This window comes from Flavobacterium sp., from assembly GCF_034111225.1.
In the GTDB taxonomy this organism is placed as follows: domain Bacteria; phylum Bacteroidota; class Bacteroidia; order Flavobacteriales; family Flavobacteriaceae; genus Flavobacterium.
The window spans coordinates 115,074-133,667 of record NZ_JAWUXR010000012.1 but is presented as its reverse complement, the minus strand read 5'-3'; the positions used below and the strand labels follow the sequence as shown (position 1 = coordinate 133,667).

General features: G+C 31.3%; 15 protein-coding genes. 10 read left to right on the top strand and 5 right to left on the bottom strand.

The features are described from left to right. The first annotated feature begins 175 nt into the window (after window positions 1-175). From UXY25_RS08865 to UXY25_RS08845, 5 genes are all read left to right on the top strand, one after another. Entirely contained in the window at window positions 176-1,948 is a 1,773-nt protein-coding gene (locus UXY25_RS08865; RefSeq protein ID WP_320815647.1) for an AMP-dependent synthetase/ligase, read from the top strand. A gap of 130 nt (window positions 1,949-2,078) precedes the next feature. Then, window positions 2,079-2,540 (top strand): MarR family winged helix-turn-helix transcriptional regulator, encoded by a 462-nt coding sequence (locus UXY25_RS08860; protein WP_320815646.1) that lies wholly within the window; start codon window positions 2,079-2,081, stop codon window positions 2,538-2,540. 38 nt (window positions 2,541-2,578) lie between these two features. Next, window positions 2,579-4,969: a 3-hydroxyacyl-CoA dehydrogenase/enoyl-CoA hydratase family protein gene (locus tag UXY25_RS08855; RefSeq protein WP_320815645.1), complete on the top strand. Its 2,391-nt coding sequence runs from the start codon at window positions 2,579-2,581 to the stop codon at window positions 4,967-4,969. A 6-nt stretch (window positions 4,970-4,975) separates the two neighbouring features. Next, window positions 4,976-6,163, top strand: a complete 1,188-nt coding sequence (locus UXY25_RS08850) for an acetyl-CoA C-acyltransferase (protein WP_320815644.1) — start codon at window positions 4,976-4,978, stop codon at window positions 6,161-6,163. Window positions 6,164-6,181: 18 nt separating this feature from the next. Continuing rightward, the gene (locus tag UXY25_RS08845; protein ID WP_320815643.1) at window positions 6,182-7,972 is read left to right on the top strand and encodes an acyl-CoA dehydrogenase family protein; all 1,791 of its coding nucleotides are present in this window, start codon (window positions 6,182-6,184) and stop codon (window positions 7,970-7,972) included. A gap of 66 nt (window positions 7,973-8,038) precedes the next feature. Here the strand turns inward: UXY25_RS08845 and UXY25_RS08840 are convergent, their stop codons facing one another. The 5 genes from UXY25_RS08840 to UXY25_RS08820 all read right to left on the bottom strand — a co-directional run bounded on the left by UXY25_RS08840 (window position 8,039) and on the right by UXY25_RS08820 (window position 13,330). Then, window positions 8,039-8,986: a phosphoribosylaminoimidazolesuccinocarboxamide synthase gene (locus tag UXY25_RS08840; RefSeq protein ID WP_320815642.1), complete on the bottom strand. Its 948-nt coding sequence runs from the start codon at window positions 8,984-8,986 to the stop codon at window positions 8,039-8,041. Window positions 8,987-9,108: 122 nt separating this feature from the next. Then, the gene (locus UXY25_RS08835; RefSeq protein WP_320815641.1) at window positions 9,109-9,621 is read right to left on the bottom strand and encodes a hypothetical protein; all 513 of its coding nucleotides are present in this window, start codon (window positions 9,619-9,621) and stop codon (window positions 9,109-9,111) included. Between the two features lie 180 nt (window positions 9,622-9,801). Further along, window positions 9,802-11,217 carry a hypothetical protein gene (locus UXY25_RS08830; protein ID WP_320815640.1) on the bottom strand — a complete coding sequence of 472 codons (1,416 nt, stop codon included), beginning with the start codon at window positions 11,215-11,217 and terminating at the stop codon, window positions 9,802-9,804. A gap of 244 nt (window positions 11,218-11,461) precedes the next feature. Next, window positions 11,462-12,280 (bottom strand): SDR family oxidoreductase, encoded by an 819-nt coding sequence (locus UXY25_RS08825; protein WP_320815639.1) that lies wholly within the window; start codon window positions 12,278-12,280, stop codon window positions 11,462-11,464. Window positions 12,281-12,379: 99 nt separating this feature from the next. Beyond that, window positions 12,380-13,330, bottom strand: coding sequence for a PhoH family protein (locus tag UXY25_RS08820; RefSeq protein ID WP_320815638.1), 951 nt, complete (start codon window positions 13,328-13,330; stop codon window positions 12,380-12,382). A gap of 187 nt (window positions 13,331-13,517) precedes the next feature. On the opposite strand from UXY25_RS08820, the gene UXY25_RS08815 reads away from it, so the two are divergent. The 5 genes from UXY25_RS08815 to dnaN all read left to right on the top strand — a co-directional run bounded on the left by UXY25_RS08815 (window position 13,518) and on the right by dnaN (window position 18,347). Next, window positions 13,518-14,345, top strand: a complete 828-nt coding sequence (locus UXY25_RS08815; protein WP_320815637.1) for an SAM-dependent chlorinase/fluorinase — start codon at window positions 13,518-13,520, stop codon at window positions 14,343-14,345. 1 nt (window position 14,346) lies between these two features. Further along, a complete protein-coding gene (locus tag UXY25_RS08810) occupies window positions 14,347-14,643 on the top strand; it encodes an antibiotic biosynthesis monooxygenase family protein (protein ID WP_320815636.1) in 297 nt (98 codons plus the stop codon). A 90-nt stretch (window positions 14,644-14,733) separates the two neighbouring features. Beyond that, window positions 14,734-15,459, top strand: a complete 726-nt coding sequence (gene gldF, locus UXY25_RS08805; RefSeq protein WP_320815635.1) for a gliding motility-associated ABC transporter permease subunit GldF — start codon at window positions 14,734-14,736, stop codon at window positions 15,457-15,459. After that, a complete protein-coding gene (gene gldG, locus UXY25_RS08800; protein ID WP_320815634.1) occupies window positions 15,459-17,141 on the top strand; it encodes a gliding motility-associated ABC transporter substrate-binding protein GldG in 1,683 nt (560 codons plus the stop codon). The genes gldF and gldG overlap by 1 nt, the downstream gene beginning before the upstream one ends. Window positions 17,142-17,228: 87 nt before the next feature. Beyond that, the gene (dnaN, locus tag UXY25_RS08795; RefSeq protein WP_320815782.1) at window positions 17,229-18,347 is read left to right on the top strand and encodes a DNA polymerase III subunit beta; all 1,119 of its coding nucleotides are present in this window, start codon (window positions 17,229-17,231) and stop codon (window positions 18,345-18,347) included. Window positions 18,348-18,594: the final 247 nt, after the last annotated feature.

The window sequence follows — 18,594 nt, the reverse complement described above, 5'->3', positions numbered from 1 at the left end:
AAATTTTACATCATAAAAAACCTTAATTTAATTCTTTTAGATTAAGGTTTTTACTTTTATATGCATGCATAACATTCTTAATTTCAATAAGATAAAAAAGACAATTATCAATATTATAAATAATTGGTTAATTAATTAAATTTTCCTAATTTGCATAACTAATAAATTGTGAATTATGAATAATATTACTCGCTTATTTGACTTTCCATACCATCAAATGGAAAAATATAATTTATCTGATGCTTTAGTTACTAAATATGGTGACGATTGGATAAAAACTTCAACTAAAGAATATTTAGAAAGAGCCAATACAATTTCGAGAGGATTGTTAAATTTAGGTATAAATAAAAATGACAAAATAGCTGTTATTTCTTCAAACAATAGAACTGAATGGCATATATGTGATATAGGTATCTTACAAACTGGAGCTCAAAACGTGCCTATATATCCAACAATTTCAAGTGAAGATTATGAATACATATTAAATCATTCTGAATCAATTTATTGTTTTATTTCAGATATTGAAGTCTATAATAAAATTAAGGCGATAAAAGCGAATGTTCCTACTTTAAAAGAAATTTATTCTTTTGATGATATTGAAGGTTGTAAAAGTTGGAAAGATATTTTAGAACTTGGTAAAGACAATGCAAATCAAAATAAGGTTGAAGAACGCAAAAATAATGTTCTTGAAACAGATTTAGCTACAATTATATATACTTCTGGTACAACAGGAAGACCAAAAGGTGTGATGTTAACACATCAAAATATAGTTTCAGATGTTTTAATGAGTGCTAAGAGAGTTCCTTTAAGACCTGGTGACACAAGAGCATTAAGTTTCTTGCCAATTTGTCACATTTTTGAAAGAATGTTAATCTATTTATACCAATATTATGGTATCTCAATTTATTTTGCTGAAAGTATTGAAAAAATTAGCGATAACTTAAAAGAAGTTCATCCACACGTAATGTCTGTAGTTCCTCGTTTACTTGAAAAAGTATATGATAAAATTTATGCAAAAGGAGCTGACTTAACTGGAATTAAGAAAAGTTTATTCTTCTGGGCATTAGATTTAGGAATGAATTATAAGCCTTATGGCGAAAATGGTGCTTGGTATGAATTTAAACTTAAAATAGCTCGTAAAATTATATTCTCTAAATGGCAAGAAGGTTTAGGAGGAGAATTAGAATTATTAGTTTGTGGAAGTGCCGCTTTACAAACAAGATTATCTAAGGTGTTTTGTGCTGCAAACATTCCAGTAATGGAAGGTTATGGTTTAACGGAAACTTCGCCTGTAATCTCGGTAAACGATATGAGAAATGGCGGTTTTAGAGTTGGAACTGTTGGAAGGGTTATTGAAGGTGTTGAAGTTAAGATTGCTGCAGACGGTGAAATTCTTTGTAAAGGACCAAACGTAATGATTGGGTATTATAAAGACGAAGAGAAAACTAATGAAGTTTTAGTAAACGGCTTTTTCCACACTGGTGACATTGGAGAAATTGACAGTGATGGATTCCTTAAAATTACCGATCGTAAAAAAGAAATGTTCAAAACTTCTGGAGGGAAATATATTGCACCTCAAGTATTAGAAAACACATTTAAACAATCACGTTTTATTGAACAAATAATGGTAATTGGAGACGGTGAAAAAATGCCTGCTGCATTTATACAACCAAGTTTTGAATTCATAAAAGATTGGGCTACAAGAAAGAAAATATCAATAGGGACTACTAATCAAGAAATTATTTCAAACAAAGAAGTGATTGCTAGGGTTCAAGAAGAAATAGATGAATTGAATGAGAAATTCGGAAATTGGGAAAAAATTAAGCGTTTTGAACTTACACCTGAACTTTGGTCAATTGATGCAGGACACCTTACTCCTACCATGAAATTAAAAAGAAAAGTAATCAAAGAAATGTATACAGATTTGTATACTAAAATTTACAACTAAAAAAATTAATACCTTATTTGTTTATCATGTAAGGTATTTTTATTTATTTCATTTTTTTATAAAAAAAACTTAAAAAATACTATGCGCGCATAGTATTTTTTTTTATCTTTGATAATCAGTTTAAATTATCATGAAAGATAAAACAATAGATTATATATTAAGAGCAACTTGGCAAGCTGTTGCAAGAATGTACAATGAAGAAGCTTCAAAGTACGGTGCAACAATGGCAACAGGTTTTGCATTATTAAGTATTGATAGAGAAAAAGGAACACCTTCAACTTCTTTAGGACCTAAAATGGGCATGGAAGCTACAAGCTTAACTAGAACATTAAGGTCAATGGAAGAAAGAGGCCTTATTATAAGAAAAAAAAATCCTTCCGACGGTCGGGGTGTTTTAATTCACTTGACAGAAGAAGGCTTAGACAAAAGAGAACTTTCAAAAAATACTGTCTTGAACTTTAATGAGTCAATTAAAAAACATGTAACCGAGGAACAACTTCAAAATTTTATAGAAGTTTCGGAAATAATAAATGAATTAATTGTCGATAAAAAAATATTTATTGACCAAGAACTAAAAAATAAAACAAAATAGCCTCGATCTAATCGAGATAATCAAAATTAAATTAACAGATGAAACGTAATATTAAAAAAGTAGCTGTTATAGGTTCAGGAATTATGGGAAGCGGAATCGCTTGCCATTTTGCAAATATTGGTGTAGAAGTACTTTTACTTGATATTGTTCCTAGAGAATTAACAGACGTTGAGCAAAAGAAAGGGCTTACTTTAGAAAGTAAAGCTGTTAGAAACCGTTTGGTAAATGATCATTTAACAAATGCATTAAAATCAAAACCTTCTCCTATTTATCATCAAAGTTTTGCTAATAGAATTACTACTGGCAATACTACTGATGATATGGCAAAAATTGCCAATGTAGATTGGATTATTGAAGTAGTTGTTGAAAGATTAGATATTAAAAAACTTGTTTTTGAACAAGTTGAAAAATTCAGAAAACCTGGAACGCTAATTACTTCAAATACTTCTGGTATTCCAATTAGTTTTATGAGTGAAGGAAGAAGTGAAGATTTCCAAAAACACTTTTGCGGAACACACTTTTTCAATCCAGCACGTTATTTAAAATTATTCGAAATCATTCCTGGTCCACAAACTTCAACTGAAGTATTGGATTTTTTAAACGGATATGGTGAGAAATTTTTAGGAAAAACATCTGTTATTGCTAAAGATACTCCAGCTTTTATTGGAAATAGAATTGGAATCTTCGGAATCCAAAGTTTATTCCATCAAGTAAAAGAAATGGGATTAACTGTTGAAGAAGTTGATAAATTAACTGGTCCAGTTATTGGTCGTCCAAAATCAGCTACTTTTAGAACAGTTGATGTTGTAGGTTTAGATACTCTAGTTCACGTTGCAAACGGAATTTATGAAAATTGTCCAAACGACGAATCGCATGAATTATTCAAACTTCCTGAATTTGTAAACAAAATGATGGAAAACCAATGGCTAGGAAGTAAATCTGGACAAGGTTTTTACAAAAAAGAAGGAAAAGAAATATTAGTTTTAGATTTAGATACTTTAGACTATAGAGCAAGTAAAAAAGCTTCATTCGCTACTTTAGAATTAACAAAAACAATTGACAAACCAATTGATAGATTCAAAGTATTAGTAAAAGGAAAAGATAAAGCAGGAGATTTCTATAGAAAGAATTTTGCTTCAATGTTCCAATATTGTTCAAACCGTATTCCAGAAATCACTGAAGATTTCTACAAAATTGACGATGCTATGAAAGCTGGTTTCGGATGGGAAAATGGTCCTTTCGAAATTTGGGATGCAATTGGTGTTGAAAAAGGAATCGAATTAATGAAAGCGCAAGGTTATGCACCAGCTGCTTGGGTTAACGATATGATTGCTTCAGGAAATACAAGTTTCTATTCAGTAAAAGATGGTGCAACGCACTTCTACTCTATCTCAAATAAGAAAGTAGAAAAAATTCCTGGTCAAGATGCATTTATAATCTTAAATAACATCCGCGAAAACAAAAAAGTATGGAATAACAGCGATTCTATTATTACTGATTTAGGTGATGGAATTATCAATTTAGAATTTACTTCAAAAATGAATTCTATTGGTGCTGGTGTTTTACAAGGAATTAATAAAGCCATTGATATGGCTGAAAAAGATTATAACGGTTTAGTAATAGGAAATCAAGGTACTAATTTCTCTGTAGGAGCAAATTTAGGAATGATTTTCATGATGGCTGTAGAGCAAGAATATGACGAATTAAACATGGCTATCAAAATGTTCCAGGACACTATGATGCGTTGTCGTTATTCTGCAATTCCAGTTATTGCTGCTCCTCATGGAATGACTCTTGGTGGTGGTTGTGAATTAACAATGCACGCTGATAGAGCTGTTGCCGCTGCTGAAACATATATTGGTTTAGTAGAATTTGGAGTTGGTGTAATTCCTGGTGGTGGTGGTTCTAAAGAAATGGCCTTAAGAGCTTCTGACCTTTTCCGTAAAAACGATGTAGAATTAAACGTTCTTCAAGAATATTTCTTAACTATAGGTATGGCAAAAGTAGCAACTTCTGCTTACGAAGGTTTTGACACAGGGGTTTTACAAAAAGGAAGAGATATTGTAGTGGTAAACAAAGACCGCCAAATTGCAACAGCTAAACAAGTTGCTTTACAAATGGCAGAACAAGGTTATACGCAAGCTCCAAGAAGAAATGATATTAAAGTTTTAGGGAAACAAGCATTAGGTATGTTCTTAGTAGGAACAGATCAAATGGAAGCTGGTAAATATATTTCTGAACACGATAAAAAAATTGCTAACAAATTAGCTTATGTAATGGCTGGTGGTAATTTATCTGAAGCTACTTTAGTAACAGAACAATATTTATTAGATTTAGAAAGAGAAGCATTTTTATCACTAACTGGTGAAAGAAAATCTTTAGAAAGAATCCAACACATGTTAACTAAAGGGAAACCGTTAAGAAACTAAGAAATTATGAAAACAGCATATATAGTAAAAGCATATAGAACTGCAGTTGGTAAAGCACCAAAAGGAGTTTTTCGTTTCAAAAGACCTGATGAATTGGCTGCTGAAACAATTGAATACATGATGAATGAATTACCAAACTTTGACAAAACTCGTATTGATGATGTTATGGTTGGTAATGCAATGCCTGAAGCAGAACAAGGTTTAAACGTTGCACGTTTAATTTCATTAATGGGATTAAAAGTGGAAGATGTACCTGGAGTTACTGTAAACAGATATTGTGCTTCAGGAATTGAAACTATTGGTATGGCAACTGCAAAAATTCAATCTGGAATGGCAGACTGTATCATTGCAGGTGGAGCAGAAAGCATGAGTTATATTCCAATGGGTGGTTACAAACCAACTCCTGATTATAAAGTAGTTCATGCAGGTCATGAAGATTATTATTGGGGAATGGGATTAACAGCTGAAGCAGTTGCGAAGCAATTTAAAGTTTCTCGTGAAGATCAAGATGAATTTGCATTCAAATCGCATATGAAAGCTTTAAAAGCACAAGCAAAAGGTAAATTTGACGCTCAAATTGTTCCAATTACTGTGGAAGAAACTTTCGTAAACGAAAATGGTAAAAAAGAAACTCGTTCATACGTTGTAAATAAAGATGAAGGACCAAGAGCAGGAACTACTAAAGAAGCATTAGCTAATTTACGTGCAGTTTTTGCTGCTGATGGAAGTGTAACTGCCGGTAACTCCTCTCAAATGAGTGATGGTGCTGCATTTGTATTAGTAATGAGCGAAGAAATGGTTAAAGAATTAAATCTTGAACCAATTGCACGTTTAGTAAACTTTGCATCCGCAGGAGTTGAACCAAGAATCATGGGAATTGGACCGGTAAAAGCTATTCCAAAAGTATTAAAGCAAGCAGGTTTAAAACAATCAGATATTGATTTAATCGAACTTAATGAAGCATTTGCTTCTCAATCATTAGCAGTTATTCGTGAGTTAGGGTTAAATCCTGATATCGTAAACGTTAACGGTGGAGCTATTGCACTAGGTCACCCTCTTGGGTGTACAGGTGCAAAACTATCTGTTCAATTATTTGATGAAATGCGTAAGCGTGGAAATGCAAAATACGGAATGGTAACAATGTGTGTTGGAACCGGACAAGGTACAGCAGGTATTTACGAATTTTTAAAATAACATTATAAAATATAAGTCATGGCAGATATTATAAGAGGAGGACAATTCCTTGTAAAAGAAACAAAATGTGAAGATATTTTCACACCAGAAGATTTTTCAGAAGAGCAAATTATGATGCGTGATTCGGTTATAGAATTCGTAGACAAAGAATTATGGCCTCATAAAGAACGCTTTGAAAAGAAAGATTACGCGCTTACTGAAGAAGTAATGAAAAAAGCAGGTGACTTAGGTTACTTGAGCATTGCAGTTCCTGAAGCTTATGGCGGAATGGGAATGGGTTTTACAAACACAGTCTTAGTTTGTGATTATATTTCTGGAGCAACTGGTTCTTTTTCTACTGCTTTTGGTGCACATACAGGAATTGGAACTATGCCAATTACATTATATGGAACAGAAGAACAAAAACAAAAATATGTACCTAAATTAGCTACAGGTGAATGGTTTGGAGCTTACTGTTTAACGGAGCCAGGTGCAGGATCTGATGCTAATTCAGGGAAAACTAAAGCAGTTCTTTCTGCAGATGGTAAATCTTACAGCATTACAGGTGGAAAAATGTGGATTTCTAACGCAGGTTTCTGTCAAGTATTTATCGTTTTCGCTAGAATTGGAGATGACAAAAACATTACAGGGTTCATCGTTGAAAATGACCCATCAAATGGAATTTCATTAGGAGACGAAGAACACAAATTAGGTATTCGCTCTTCATCTACGCGTCAAGTTTTCTTTAACGAAACGAAAGTTCCAGTTGAAAATATGCTAGCTGGACAAGGTGAAGGATTCAAAATTGCAATGAATGCTTTAAACGTTGGTCGTATTAAACTAGCTGCAGCTTGTTTAGAAGCGCAACGTAGAACTATTTCTACAGCTGTCAATTACGCTAATGAAAGAGTGCAGTTTAACGTTCCTATTTCTAGTTTTGGAGCTATTCAAGCTAAATTAGCTGAAATGGCTACTAATTCTTATGCAGGAGAAAGTGCAACTTATAGAGCAGCTCATGACATTGAAACAAGAATAAATATTAGAGTAAGTGAAGGAAATTCTCATCAAGAAGCTGAACTAAAAGGTGTTGAAGAATTTGCAATTGAGTGTTCTATCTTAAAAGTTGCCGTGTCTGAAGATGTACAATCTTGTACAGATGAAGGAATTCAAATTTTTGGTGGAATGGGATTCTCTGAAGATGCACCAATGGAAAGCGCATGGAGAGATGCTCGTATTGCAAGAATATATGAAGGAACTAACGAAATCAACAGAATGTTATCTGTAGGTATGTTAGTAAAAAAAGCAATGAAAGGACAAGTAGATTTATTAGGCCCAGCTATGGCTGTTGCTGAAGAATTAATGGGAATTCCATCGTTTGATGTTCCAGATTATACTGAGTTATTTGCTGAAGAAAAAGAAATGCTTACTAAATTGAAGAAAGTTTTCTTAATGGTTGCAGGTTCTGCAGTTCAAAAATATGGCGCTGAATTAGAAGATCACCAACAATTATTAATGGCTGCTTCTGATATCTTAATTGAAATTTACATGGCAGAAAGTACTATTCTTAGAACTGAAAAATTAGCCAAAAAAGAAGGTGCAGATAAAGTACAAGAACAAATTGCAATGGCGCAATTATACTTATACCATGCAGTTGACATTATTAACCAAAAAGGTAAAGAAGGAATCGTTTCTTTTGCTGAAGGTGATGAGCAACGTATGATGTTAATGGGACTTAAACGTTTTACAAAATATGCGAATATGCCAAATGTAATTGGTTTACGTGAAAAAATTGCTGCAAAATTAATTAGCGAGAATAAATACGCTTTTTAATTTACAGTAATCTATTGGTTTAGTTTGTTTGATTAAAAAAGGCTCAATGAAAATTGAGCCTTTTTTTTAATTATTTAAATACGCCAAAACGTTTTTTTCAATTCGTTCGTTGATGTTAGAGATGTCAGCTTTTATAAATTTTTCTCCAAGAATATTTTCATATAATTCAATATATCGTTCTGAAACTGAAGCAATATATTCTTCGTTCATTTCAGGAATTTGCTGTCCTTCTTTACCTTGAAAACCATTCGCAATTAACCATTGGCGTACAAATTCTTTAGAAAGTTGCTTTTGTGCTTCTCCTCTATCTTGTCTGTCTTGGTAACCTTCTGCATAAAAATAACGAGAAGAATCTGGCGTATGAATTTCATCTATTAAAACAATTTTACCTTCTTTCGTTTTACCAAATTCATATTTGGTATCAACCAAAATTAATCCACGAGAAGCAGCAATTTCAGTCCCTCTTTGGTATAAATCTCTTGTGTATTTTTCTAAAACTAAATAGTCTTCTTCACTTACAATTCCATTTGCTAAAATAGCTTCACGAGAAATATCTTCATCGTGCTCTCCATTATCTGCTTTTGTAGAAGGAGTAATTATTGGATCTGGAAACTTATCATTTTCTTTTAAACCATCAGGCATTGAAACACCGCAAAGTATTCTTTTTTCTAAAGCATATTCACGTGCTGCATGACCTGATAAATATCCACGAATTACCATTTCTACTTTAAAAGGCTCACATAAATGTCCTACAGCAACACTTGGATCTGGAGTAGCTATTAACCAATTAGGAACAATATCCTGAGTTAATTCCATGAATTTTGTTGCAATTTGATTTAAAATTTGTCCTTTGTAAGGTATACCTTTTGGCATAACTACATCAAAAGCAGAAAGCCTGTCAGTAGCAACCATAACTAATAAGTCATCATTGATATTATAAACTTCTCTTACTTTTCCGTGATAAACTGATTTTTGATCCGGAAAATTGAAATTTGTAGTAGTAATTGTGTTCATTAAATAGTGTTGTTGTGTTGTTTGTTATGCAAATGTAATTTGTTTAATAATGCTAAACAAAATAAAATAAAAAAAGGAGGAAATTATCTTTCCTCCTTTTAAATTCTAAATAAATAATTTAATTATTTAAAACGAATATTATAAGTAACACCCACACCAACAGTTTGTAAGTCAACATCGTTTTCAGCAAATGTATTTTGGTAAAAAGCATAAATATTCCAATCTTCGTTATGATAACCTATTTGTGGGTTAACATATAATCCACCATCATTATTTTCTACATTCGTTAAAAAACCGTATCCTAAATCTGAACCAAAAAACAATCCATTAGGTGTAAAATAATAACGTAAATATCCTGCTACTGGAATAATTCCAAAATCTTCAAAATTATCTTTAGCAAAATAATGACTATAACCTGAAGCTAAACCAATTGCGAAATTAGGGTTAAATAAATATTGAGCTCTAAAATCTAATCCTAAATTAAAAGATGATACATCGCTAGCATCTCCAACTGGAATTCCTGCAGTTATACCTGCTTTTAACCAAGAATTTTCTGGTGTTATTTCAATTTCACTTTGTTGAGCAAAAACTGGGCTTAATCCTAGTATTCCGATAAATAAAAATAATTTTTTCATGTTTTTTCCTTTTAAGGTTATAGTGCAAATTTAGACACTACATCTGCTAAATAAATTACACTATTTATGAAAAAAGTTACATAATTAATTGTTTATACTTGACTTCAAAAAATAATTACACATAAAAAACCCGTTAATTACAAATAGCAACTAACGGGTTAGGTATTTAAATTTTTCATATTAATTCATTGATATAGGATTACTTGTTTTAATTTCTTTTTTTATCATTTGTGTTTCTTTAATTGCAATTGGTCCATATGGTAATCTTAAACCAACATGCTTAGAGGTAACGTTTCCTAAACTATCCATGTCGTCTGCTCTATTTGCAACAATATGCCATGAGAATTTAGTATTTGAAGTTCCTTTTGCTAATTCTTTTACTTTAAAACCATCAATAGATTTACTTGTTACAAATACACCATTACAATCGCCTTCTAATTGAATAAAAACTTTTAAAGGATGTTTCTCATCTACAAATAGTGCTTTTTTCAACACTGGGTCTATTTCAACATATGTTTCACCATTTTCTAATTGGGCAGTTCCATAATCTTCAAATAAAATTTCTGGAGCTTCTGTCGAAAATAAAATTCTTGGTTTATTATCTTCGTCCATAATTAATGTAGAGTTAGATCCATTTCCAATAACTTTAAAATTAGTTCCTGCTGCACCACCTGCATTTGCATTATATTTTAAGCCAACATATGCATATGATTGTCCGGCACCAACTCCTCCATTAAAATAGCCTCCATATAAACTTCTTCTAGACCCTAAAACACCATCTGGAGAAATATCATCCAGACCCGCTATTTTAGCAAATGCACTATTATTTAACGATGCAGTATTATTATCAGAATCTAAAGAAAAACCGCCTGCACAATTTGAATAATGAGCTGGATTACTTGGTCTTCCATAAGCATTGGAACCATATACTCCAACATAAGGTCCTGAACCAGCTACTCCAGCACCTGTGCTAGGAAAAATACTAAATCCTGCTCCAGCACCTCCCATAATTGCTGTTCCTCTATCATTAATATTTGTTCCCCAAACTGCATTACCAACTGTATCATCATTTCTTCCTCTTAATGCATCATTAAATGCTCCTGAAGTATTAACATATAATTTTGTCCAAGCATCTCCTGGAGAATTTATTGCAACATTCCCATCAGAACGAACAACTGCTCTTTGTAAATTATTTGTTCTAAAAATTAAATTAGTATTATCAGTAGTTCCTAAAAAATTTACTCCAGGATTCGTTCCTGAATTTCCAAGAAGAGACCAGTCTCTACCTCCATTTCCGTCAAGAGCAACCCACTCTGATCCATCCCAAAAGTAATAACCTGGACTAACTTGATAAGGACTTGGTCCACTTATTGCAGTATTGTATACTAATGTTCCAATTGACAACAATCCACCTTGTGGGTTAAAAACTGGAGGAGATACATTTCTTGAAATCAATGCTATTCTTGGAAATATTACTCCATGGTTAGTAGAAACAACATCTAACTCTCCTTCCGGTAAAGTGGTTCCAATTCCAACTTGTGCATTAGTCATACAAAAGCAAGCTAATGCGATTAAGGTTATGTAATTTTTTTTCATAATGGTAGTTTTTTGAGTTCATAAGTCTGTTTTAATTTTAATATTATAAAGATATATAATTTTTTATTATGCGCGCATATATTTTACATTTTATTTATTATTAATGTTAATTTTATAAATATTTAATTGTTAATAAAATTAATTAAGCAATATATTCTTATTAAAATACGTATTTAACTAGATAAAATGTAAAAAAAATACGTTTATAAAATAAACGTATTCAAAATTCATTAATAAATTACATTTAACTCTTTAATACCTTTTTCCTTATTACAAAATTAAATAATCGGTATCCTAATATTCTTCGGAGGTATTTCATGAAATTTGCATCAAAACCAATAGTGTATTTTCTAAAACTTTTAGAAGGTTTATTTGCTATAGAAAATAACTTAGCTACAATTGTTTTTGTAAGGTTTTGGTTTTTACTGGTTTTTTTATTAAGGATAGTATTTATAGAATCCATCATTTTATCATAAGATGGTATTTTTGATTCTTCACACTTAACAACATTATTCTGAAAATCTGTTGGAGCATTTCCAAATTGCACAGTACAAACACTTACATTAAAATCGAGTAATTCATAAGACATGCATTCTGAAAAACTCTCTACGGCTTGTTTTGTAGAGTGATAAAAATTACCCAATGGCAAATTAACCAAACCAGCAATTGATGTAATGTTAATAAACTGACCATATTTTTGTTTTCTAAAAACCGGAATGAAAGCCCTACAAACTTTCACAACGCCTAACCAATTTACATCTACAATTGTATCTATTTTAGAATCTTCGGAAAGCTCTACAAAACTTCTGTAACCTAATCCTGCATTATTAACAACAACATCAATAGCTTCAAAATCATTTAAAATTTGTGTTTTTGCTATATTAATGTTTTCTGTAGAAGTTACATCAAGTTGATAACATTTAACATTTGGATATCCTTCTAAGTCCTCCGCTAAATCTAAACTAATCATAGTTGCAATGACATTCCAACCGTTATCAGCAAAATGTTTTGCAGTTAATTTTCCAAGTCCTCCAGAAGCTCCAGTTATGAGTACGTTTTTCAATTGTGTATATTTTAGATTGCAAATAAAGTTTAATTAAATAAGTTTTAAAAGAAAGCAATAAAAAAAGAGGATATTTTTATCATATCCTCTTTTTTATTATTAATCTAAATTTTCAATACTCTTATAAGCATCAATAACTTTCTTGACTAATTTATGACGTACAATATCTTTATCATCTAGATAAATAATCCCAATTCCCTCTACATCTTTTAAAACCAAAATAGCTTCTTTTAAACCAGATATAGTTCTACGCGGTAAATCTACTTGACCAGGGTCTCCAGTAATCATAAACTTTGCGTTTTTACCCATTCTCGTTAAAAACATTTTCATTTGATTATGTGTCGTATTTTGAGCTTCATCTAAAATAACAAAAGCATGGTCTAATGTTCGTCCACGCATAAACGCTAAAGGAGCTATTTGAATAATTCCTTTCATAATATAATCGTCTAATGTATTGGGCGGCAACATATCGCGCAAAGCATCATATAAAGGTTGCATATAAGGATCAAGTTTTTCCTTCATGTCTCCAGGAAGAAAACCTAAATTTTCGCCAGCTTCAACAGCAGGACGAGTTAATATAATACGTTTTACTTGTTTTTCCTTTAAAGCTTTAACCGCCATAGCAACACCCGTATAGGTTTTTCCTGTTCCAGCCGGACCAATAGCAAAAACCATATCATTTGTCATCACTAAATCAACTAATTTTTGCTGATTTGGTGTCATTGCTTTAATTAGTTTTCCTCCTATTCCATGAACAAGAATCTTATCGCTTTTGTTCATGTGTTGCATTTCTTGAGCATCGCTTTCCAATACTCTTAAAATAACATTATCATCAATTCTATTGTATCGCGAAAAATGTTGCATTAATCTTCTAAAACGAGTTTCAAATTCGTTGAGGATTTCTTCTTCGCCATAAGCCTTAAGAAGCGTTCCTCTTGCGACAATTTTCAACTTTGGATAATATTTTTTAATTGCTTCAAGATGAATGTCTTGAGCGCCCCAAAACTCTTTTGGAGTAATGTCCGTTAATTCAATAATTCTTTCGTTCAAAGGCTTTTTGTTTTAATTATTTTTGTTGTGCTGAAAATACATTAGCTTTGTATCTATATTTAAGATATTATTTTATCGGAGAATATAGAGTCATTTTTCTTCATCTGGTTTATAAACTTTAATGAAGTGATGATATCAAATTTAAGAAAAACTATTTTTGATTTTAGAATAAGTTATAAACAAAAGAATGTCAATAATTACTTTAACAACTGATTTTGGATTGAAAGACCACTTTGTAGGTTCTTTAAAAGGAAAACTAATTTCAGGTTATAATGAAGCTACTATTATTGATATTTCTCATGATATTGATTTATTCAACACCTTAGAAGCTGGTTATTGCATTGCCGCTGCTTATAATAGTTTCCCAAAAGGAACAATACATATTATTGGTGTTGATAGTGAACGTACGAATGAAACCCAACATATTGCTCTTCAATGGGACGATCATTTTTTCATTTGTGCAGATAATGGAATTTTAAGTACACTTACTCAAAAGAAAGTAGCCCAAAAAATGGTTGCTATAAATATTCACGACCGACTTAATAAAGACGCTACGGATATAGATGTATTTGTTGCAGTAGCTTGTCATATTGCTCGTGGAGGCTTACTAAACGTAATAGGTAAAGAAATTACTGAACTGAAAAAAGTAAACGAATTAGTGGCTGTGGTTTCAGATGATTTAACAATAATTAAAGGAAATATCGTTTATATAGATCATTTTGGGAATTGCGTTACCAATATTTCTAAAAAATTATTTCAAGATATCAATAGAAACAGAGGTTTTGATATTAAGTTTAATAACAAAAAAATAAGTACTATAAAAAACAGTTTTTCTGACTTTAATACTACCGAAAAATTTTCTCTAAAAGATTTTGAAGGAGAACGCCTAGCTTTATTTAATGAAAACAACTTATTAGAAATTGCTATTTATAAAAGCAATCCAAAAACTGTTGGCTCTGCATCTACCCTTTTAGGCCTTAATTTTAGAGATGTAATAACAATAGAATTTAAATAAAATGTTTGTACGAATTGTTAAACTGCGTTTTCACGAAGAAAATATCGCTCCTTTTTTAGAGAACTTCCATGAAGTGAAAGAGCAAATTAGAGGTTTTGAAGGAAATTTACTTTTAGAGTTATACCAAGATAAAAACGACAATAGAACTTTTTTTACCTACAGTTATTGGGAAACCGAATCAGATTTAGAAGCTTACAGAAATTCAGAATTATTTAAAGGAGTTTGGAGTTACACTAAAACTTTATTTAGTGATAAACCCGAAGCTTGGAGCGTAGATAAAGTTGCAACATTACAATAAGTCCTTCATTTAAAATAACGGTTGCTATAATTTTTATAAATTCGCAACTCTTTTACGTAAACGATTGAACAAATAAATAGTTAAAAATAAATGAAAGCATTATTATTAAGAGAAATTAAATCCTTTTTTGGTTCAACCATTGGTTATCTCGTAATTGCTATATTCTTATTACTTAATGGATTATTTCTATGGGTATTTGAAGGGGATTTTAATATCTTAAATTCTGGATTTGCAGATATGAGTCCTTTTTTCAAACTTTCTCCATGGATATTCACATTTTTAATTCCTGCAGTAACGATGCGTTCGTTTTCTGATGAAAAGAAACAAGGAACTCTTGAATTACTTTTTACCAAACCATTATCTATTTGGGAAATTGTAAATGGTAAATTTTTAGGAGCTTTCATTCTAATAGTATTAGCAGTTTTACCATCGATAGTGTATGTTTTTGTCATTTCATATTTTGGTTCACCACAAGGGAATATTGATATGGGAAGTACGCTAGGTTCATATTTTGGATTGTTATTTTTAATTGCTTCTTACACTGCAATAGGTATATTTACTTCTACATTATCTGAAAACCAAATTGTCGCTTTTATTTTGGCCGTATTTTTATGCTTTGTTTTCTACTTTGGTTTTGATGGCATTGCCTCTTTATTTGAAAGTAACAGCAAATTAATCGCTTCTTTTGGTATGGATTATCATTTTAAAAGTATGAGTCGTGGTGTAATAGACACAAGAGATATTCTTTATTTTTTAAGTGTTACTGTTTTATTTTTATCAGTAACGGTTTATAAATTAAAATCTTTAAAAGCATAATGAGAGCAGCTAAAAAACAAAACCTTAAACAACTTGTTATTATAGCAATCGCTTTAATTGTTATAAACATAATAGGAAATTATTTTTTTAAACGATTTGACTTAACTGAAGACAAACGTTATACTTTATCAGAAACTTCATTAAACATCATCAAAAGTATAGATAGTCCTTTGATAATCGATGTTTTTTTGGAAGGAAACTTTCCGCCAGAATTCAAACGTTTACAAGACGAAACAAGACAATTACTAGAAGAATTTAGTGCTTATAATTCAAACATCATTTTTGAATTTGCAAATCCTATTGAAAAGGAAGAAGAACGAGTTGCTGTAATGAAACAGTTTTATGAAAGAGGATTACAACCGCTTAACATTACTGTTGAAAACAAAGGGAAACAATCTCAAGAAGTTGTTTTTCCATGGGCAATTGCCTCTTATGGTGACAAAAGCACTAAAATTAGTTTACTAAAGAACCTAATGGGTGCATCAACTGAACAAAAAGTAATTAGTTCTGTGCAGCATTTAGAATTTGCTTTCGCCGAAGCCATCAATAAAATTTCAAAAGACAAACAAAAGAAAATTGCAGTTTTAAAAGGAAATGGAGAGCTAGAAGATAAATACATAGCCGACTTCTTAAAAACGGTTAAAGAGAGTTATTACATAGGTCCGTTCACCTTGGATTCAGTTGCAAAACAACCTACACAAACACTTGAAGCTTTAAAAAAATACGATTTAGTTGTTATTGCTAAACCTACTGAAGTTTTTACAGAAGAAGAAAAGCAAGTACTTGATCAATACATTATTTCAGGTGGAAAAACACTTTGGTTAGTTGACGCTGTAAAAGCAGACATGGAAGAAATGTTTAATGAAACAGGAACCATTTTAGCACATCAAAGAGATTTAGGTTTAAACGACATGTTTTTTAAGTACGGTTTTAGAATTAATCCTTTATTGATTAAAGACGAACAAGCAACGCCTATAAAATTAGCTACCGGAGAACAAGGAAGTGACACTGAATACCAACAATATTTCTGGAAATTTGCTCCTTTTATATATCCTGCAACTCCAAATCCAATTGTTAAAAATCTTGAAGGAATTAAATTTGAATTTACTTCTCCAATAGAGTTATTAAACAATAAAATAAACAAAACGGTTTTATTGAGCAGTTCTGAATATTCTAAATCGGTTGGAACCCCTTCAGAAGTTAGTTTAGAGTCAGTTACTGAAGAAACAACACCTGAAGAGTATCAAGGTAAAGGATTGCTTCCGGTTGCCGTATTATTTGAAGGTAAATTCAACTCAATGTATACTAATAGAATCTTGCCTTTTAAAGACAATAGCTATTTGGCAGAAGGTAATGCTTCAAAAATGATTGTAGTGAGTGATGGTGATCTTATTAAAAATCAATTGGATCAAAACGGACCATTAGAACTTGGATTTGACAAATGGACTAATAATCTATACGGCAATAAAGAATTCTTAATGAACTGTGTCAACTATTTACTTGATGATACCGGACTTATTAACATTAGAAGTAAAGATGTAAAATTACCTCTTCTAGATAAAGAAAGAGTTTATCAAAATTACACCATGGCACAAGTGCTAACTATCGGGTTACCAATGCTTATTTTAATAGTATTTGGTTTCTTATTTACTTATTTAAGAAAAAAAATGTATACTAAATAGTTGTTGATAAATAGTTTTTGCTATTTGGAGAGATTTAGAATATATTTGTGAAAATAAAATCATAAAAAGATTTTTAATATAAAGATGATGAAGTTTATAGTATCGAGTTCGTATTTATTAAAACAGCTACAAGTATTAGGGAGCGTTATTAACAGTAGTAACACGTTACCTATCTTAGATAATTTCCTATTTGAATTAGACAATAATGCACTTACAGTATCTGCATCTGATCTAGAGACTACTATGTCTGCTACATTAGAGATTGATTCTACAAGTATAGGTAGTGTTGCAATTCCTGCAAAACTTTTATTAGATATTTTAAAAACATTTCCTGAACAACCTCTAACTTTTACAGTTGAAGAAAACAGTACTGTTGAAATAAGTTCAAATTCTGGTAAATATGCAATTGCTTATGCTCCAGGTGATGAATTTCCAAAAGCAGTAAGTTTAGAAGATCCTTCTTCTACTTTAGTTCACGCTGAAGTTTTAGCAACTGCAATAGGAAAAACAATATTTGCCGCTGGTAATGATGATTTAAGACCTGTAATGAGCGGTGTTTTCTTTCAGTTTTCACCAGAGGGTTTAATATTTGTTGCAACTGATGCTCATAAATTGGTAAAATATGCACGTACAGATGTAAAAGCTTCGCAAGTAGCAGATTTTATTATGCCTAAAAAGCCTTTGAATATTTTAAAAGGAATATTAGGTGCGTCTGACGCTGAAGTTAAAATTGATTATAACGATGCTAATGCTACTTTTTCTTTTGAAAACTATGTATTAACTTGTCGTTTAATTGATGGAAAATATCCAAACTATGAAGCGGTTATCCCAAAGGAAAATCCAAATAAATTATTAATCAATAGAACACAATTTTTAAGTTCGGTACGTCGTGTGGCAATTTTTGCTAACAAAACAACACACCAAATACGTTTAAAAATTGCTGGAACAGAATTGAATATTTCTGCTGAAGATATTGATTATTCTAACAAAGCTGATGAGCGTTTAACTTGTGATTATCAAGGTGACGATTTACAAATTGGTTTCAACTCTCGTTTTTTAATAGAAATGTTAAACAACTTAACGAGCGATGAAATTCAACTTGAAATGTCTATGCCAAATAGAGCCGGAATTTTAACTCCAGTTGATGGATTAGATGAAGGGGAAACAGTTACTATGCTTGTAATGCCAGTAATGTTAAACAACTAGAAAATATTGAGATTATAAGTTAATACTTATTCTCACACGATTATAACCAACCTTAACTACAAAAAACCGCAAGACTGAAAAGTTGATCGCGGTTTTTTTTATTTTACTGAATTTGATTTTCGCACTTGAACTTGTTTTTTTTTAAACACATAGGCACATAGTTTTCCCTTACTTATGTTTCAGACTTTACACTTAACATAGAGTTCAATAGCTTATATGGCTTATCTGTTTTAATTCCTAAACCTAC

What these genes read in the sequence shown, in the direction of transcription:
- UXY25_RS08865 (WP_320815647.1), top strand. Translation starts at nt 176, where the DNA reads ATGAATAATATTACTCGCTTATTTGACTTTCCATACCATCAAATGGAA.
- UXY25_RS08860 (WP_320815646.1), top strand. Translation starts at nt 2,079, where the DNA reads ATGAAAGATAAAACAATAGATTATATATTAAGAGCAACTTGGCAAGCT.
- UXY25_RS08855 (WP_320815645.1), top strand. Translation starts at nt 2,579, where the DNA reads ATGAAACGTAATATTAAAAAAGTAGCTGTTATAGGTTCAGGAATTATG.
- UXY25_RS08850 (WP_320815644.1), top strand. Translation starts at nt 4,976, where the DNA reads ATGAAAACAGCATATATAGTAAAAGCATATAGAACTGCAGTTGGTAAA.
- UXY25_RS08845 (WP_320815643.1), top strand. Translation starts at nt 6,182, where the DNA reads ATGGCAGATATTATAAGAGGAGGACAATTCCTTGTAAAAGAAACAAAA.
- UXY25_RS08840 (WP_320815642.1), bottom strand. Translation starts at nt 8,986, where the DNA reads ATGAACACAATTACTACTACAAATTTCAATTTTCCGGATCAAAAATCA.
- UXY25_RS08835 (WP_320815641.1), bottom strand. Translation starts at nt 9,621, where the DNA reads ATGAAAAAATTATTTTTATTTATCGGAATACTAGGATTAAGCCCAGTT.
- UXY25_RS08830 (WP_320815640.1), bottom strand. Translation starts at nt 11,217, where the DNA reads ATGAAAAAAAATTACATAACCTTAATCGCATTAGCTTGCTTTTGTATG.
- UXY25_RS08815 (WP_320815637.1), top strand. Translation starts at nt 13,518, where the DNA reads ATGTCAATAATTACTTTAACAACTGATTTTGGATTGAAAGACCACTTT.
- UXY25_RS08810 (WP_320815636.1), top strand. Translation starts at nt 14,347, where the DNA reads ATGTTTGTACGAATTGTTAAACTGCGTTTTCACGAAGAAAATATCGCT.
- gldF (WP_320815635.1), top strand. Translation starts at nt 14,734, where the DNA reads ATGAAAGCATTATTATTAAGAGAAATTAAATCCTTTTTTGGTTCAACC.
- gldG (WP_320815634.1), top strand. Translation starts at nt 15,459, where the DNA reads ATGAGAGCAGCTAAAAAACAAAACCTTAAACAACTTGTTATTATAGCA.
- dnaN (WP_320815782.1), top strand. Translation starts at nt 17,229, where the DNA reads ATGAAGTTTATAGTATCGAGTTCGTATTTATTAAAACAGCTACAAGTA.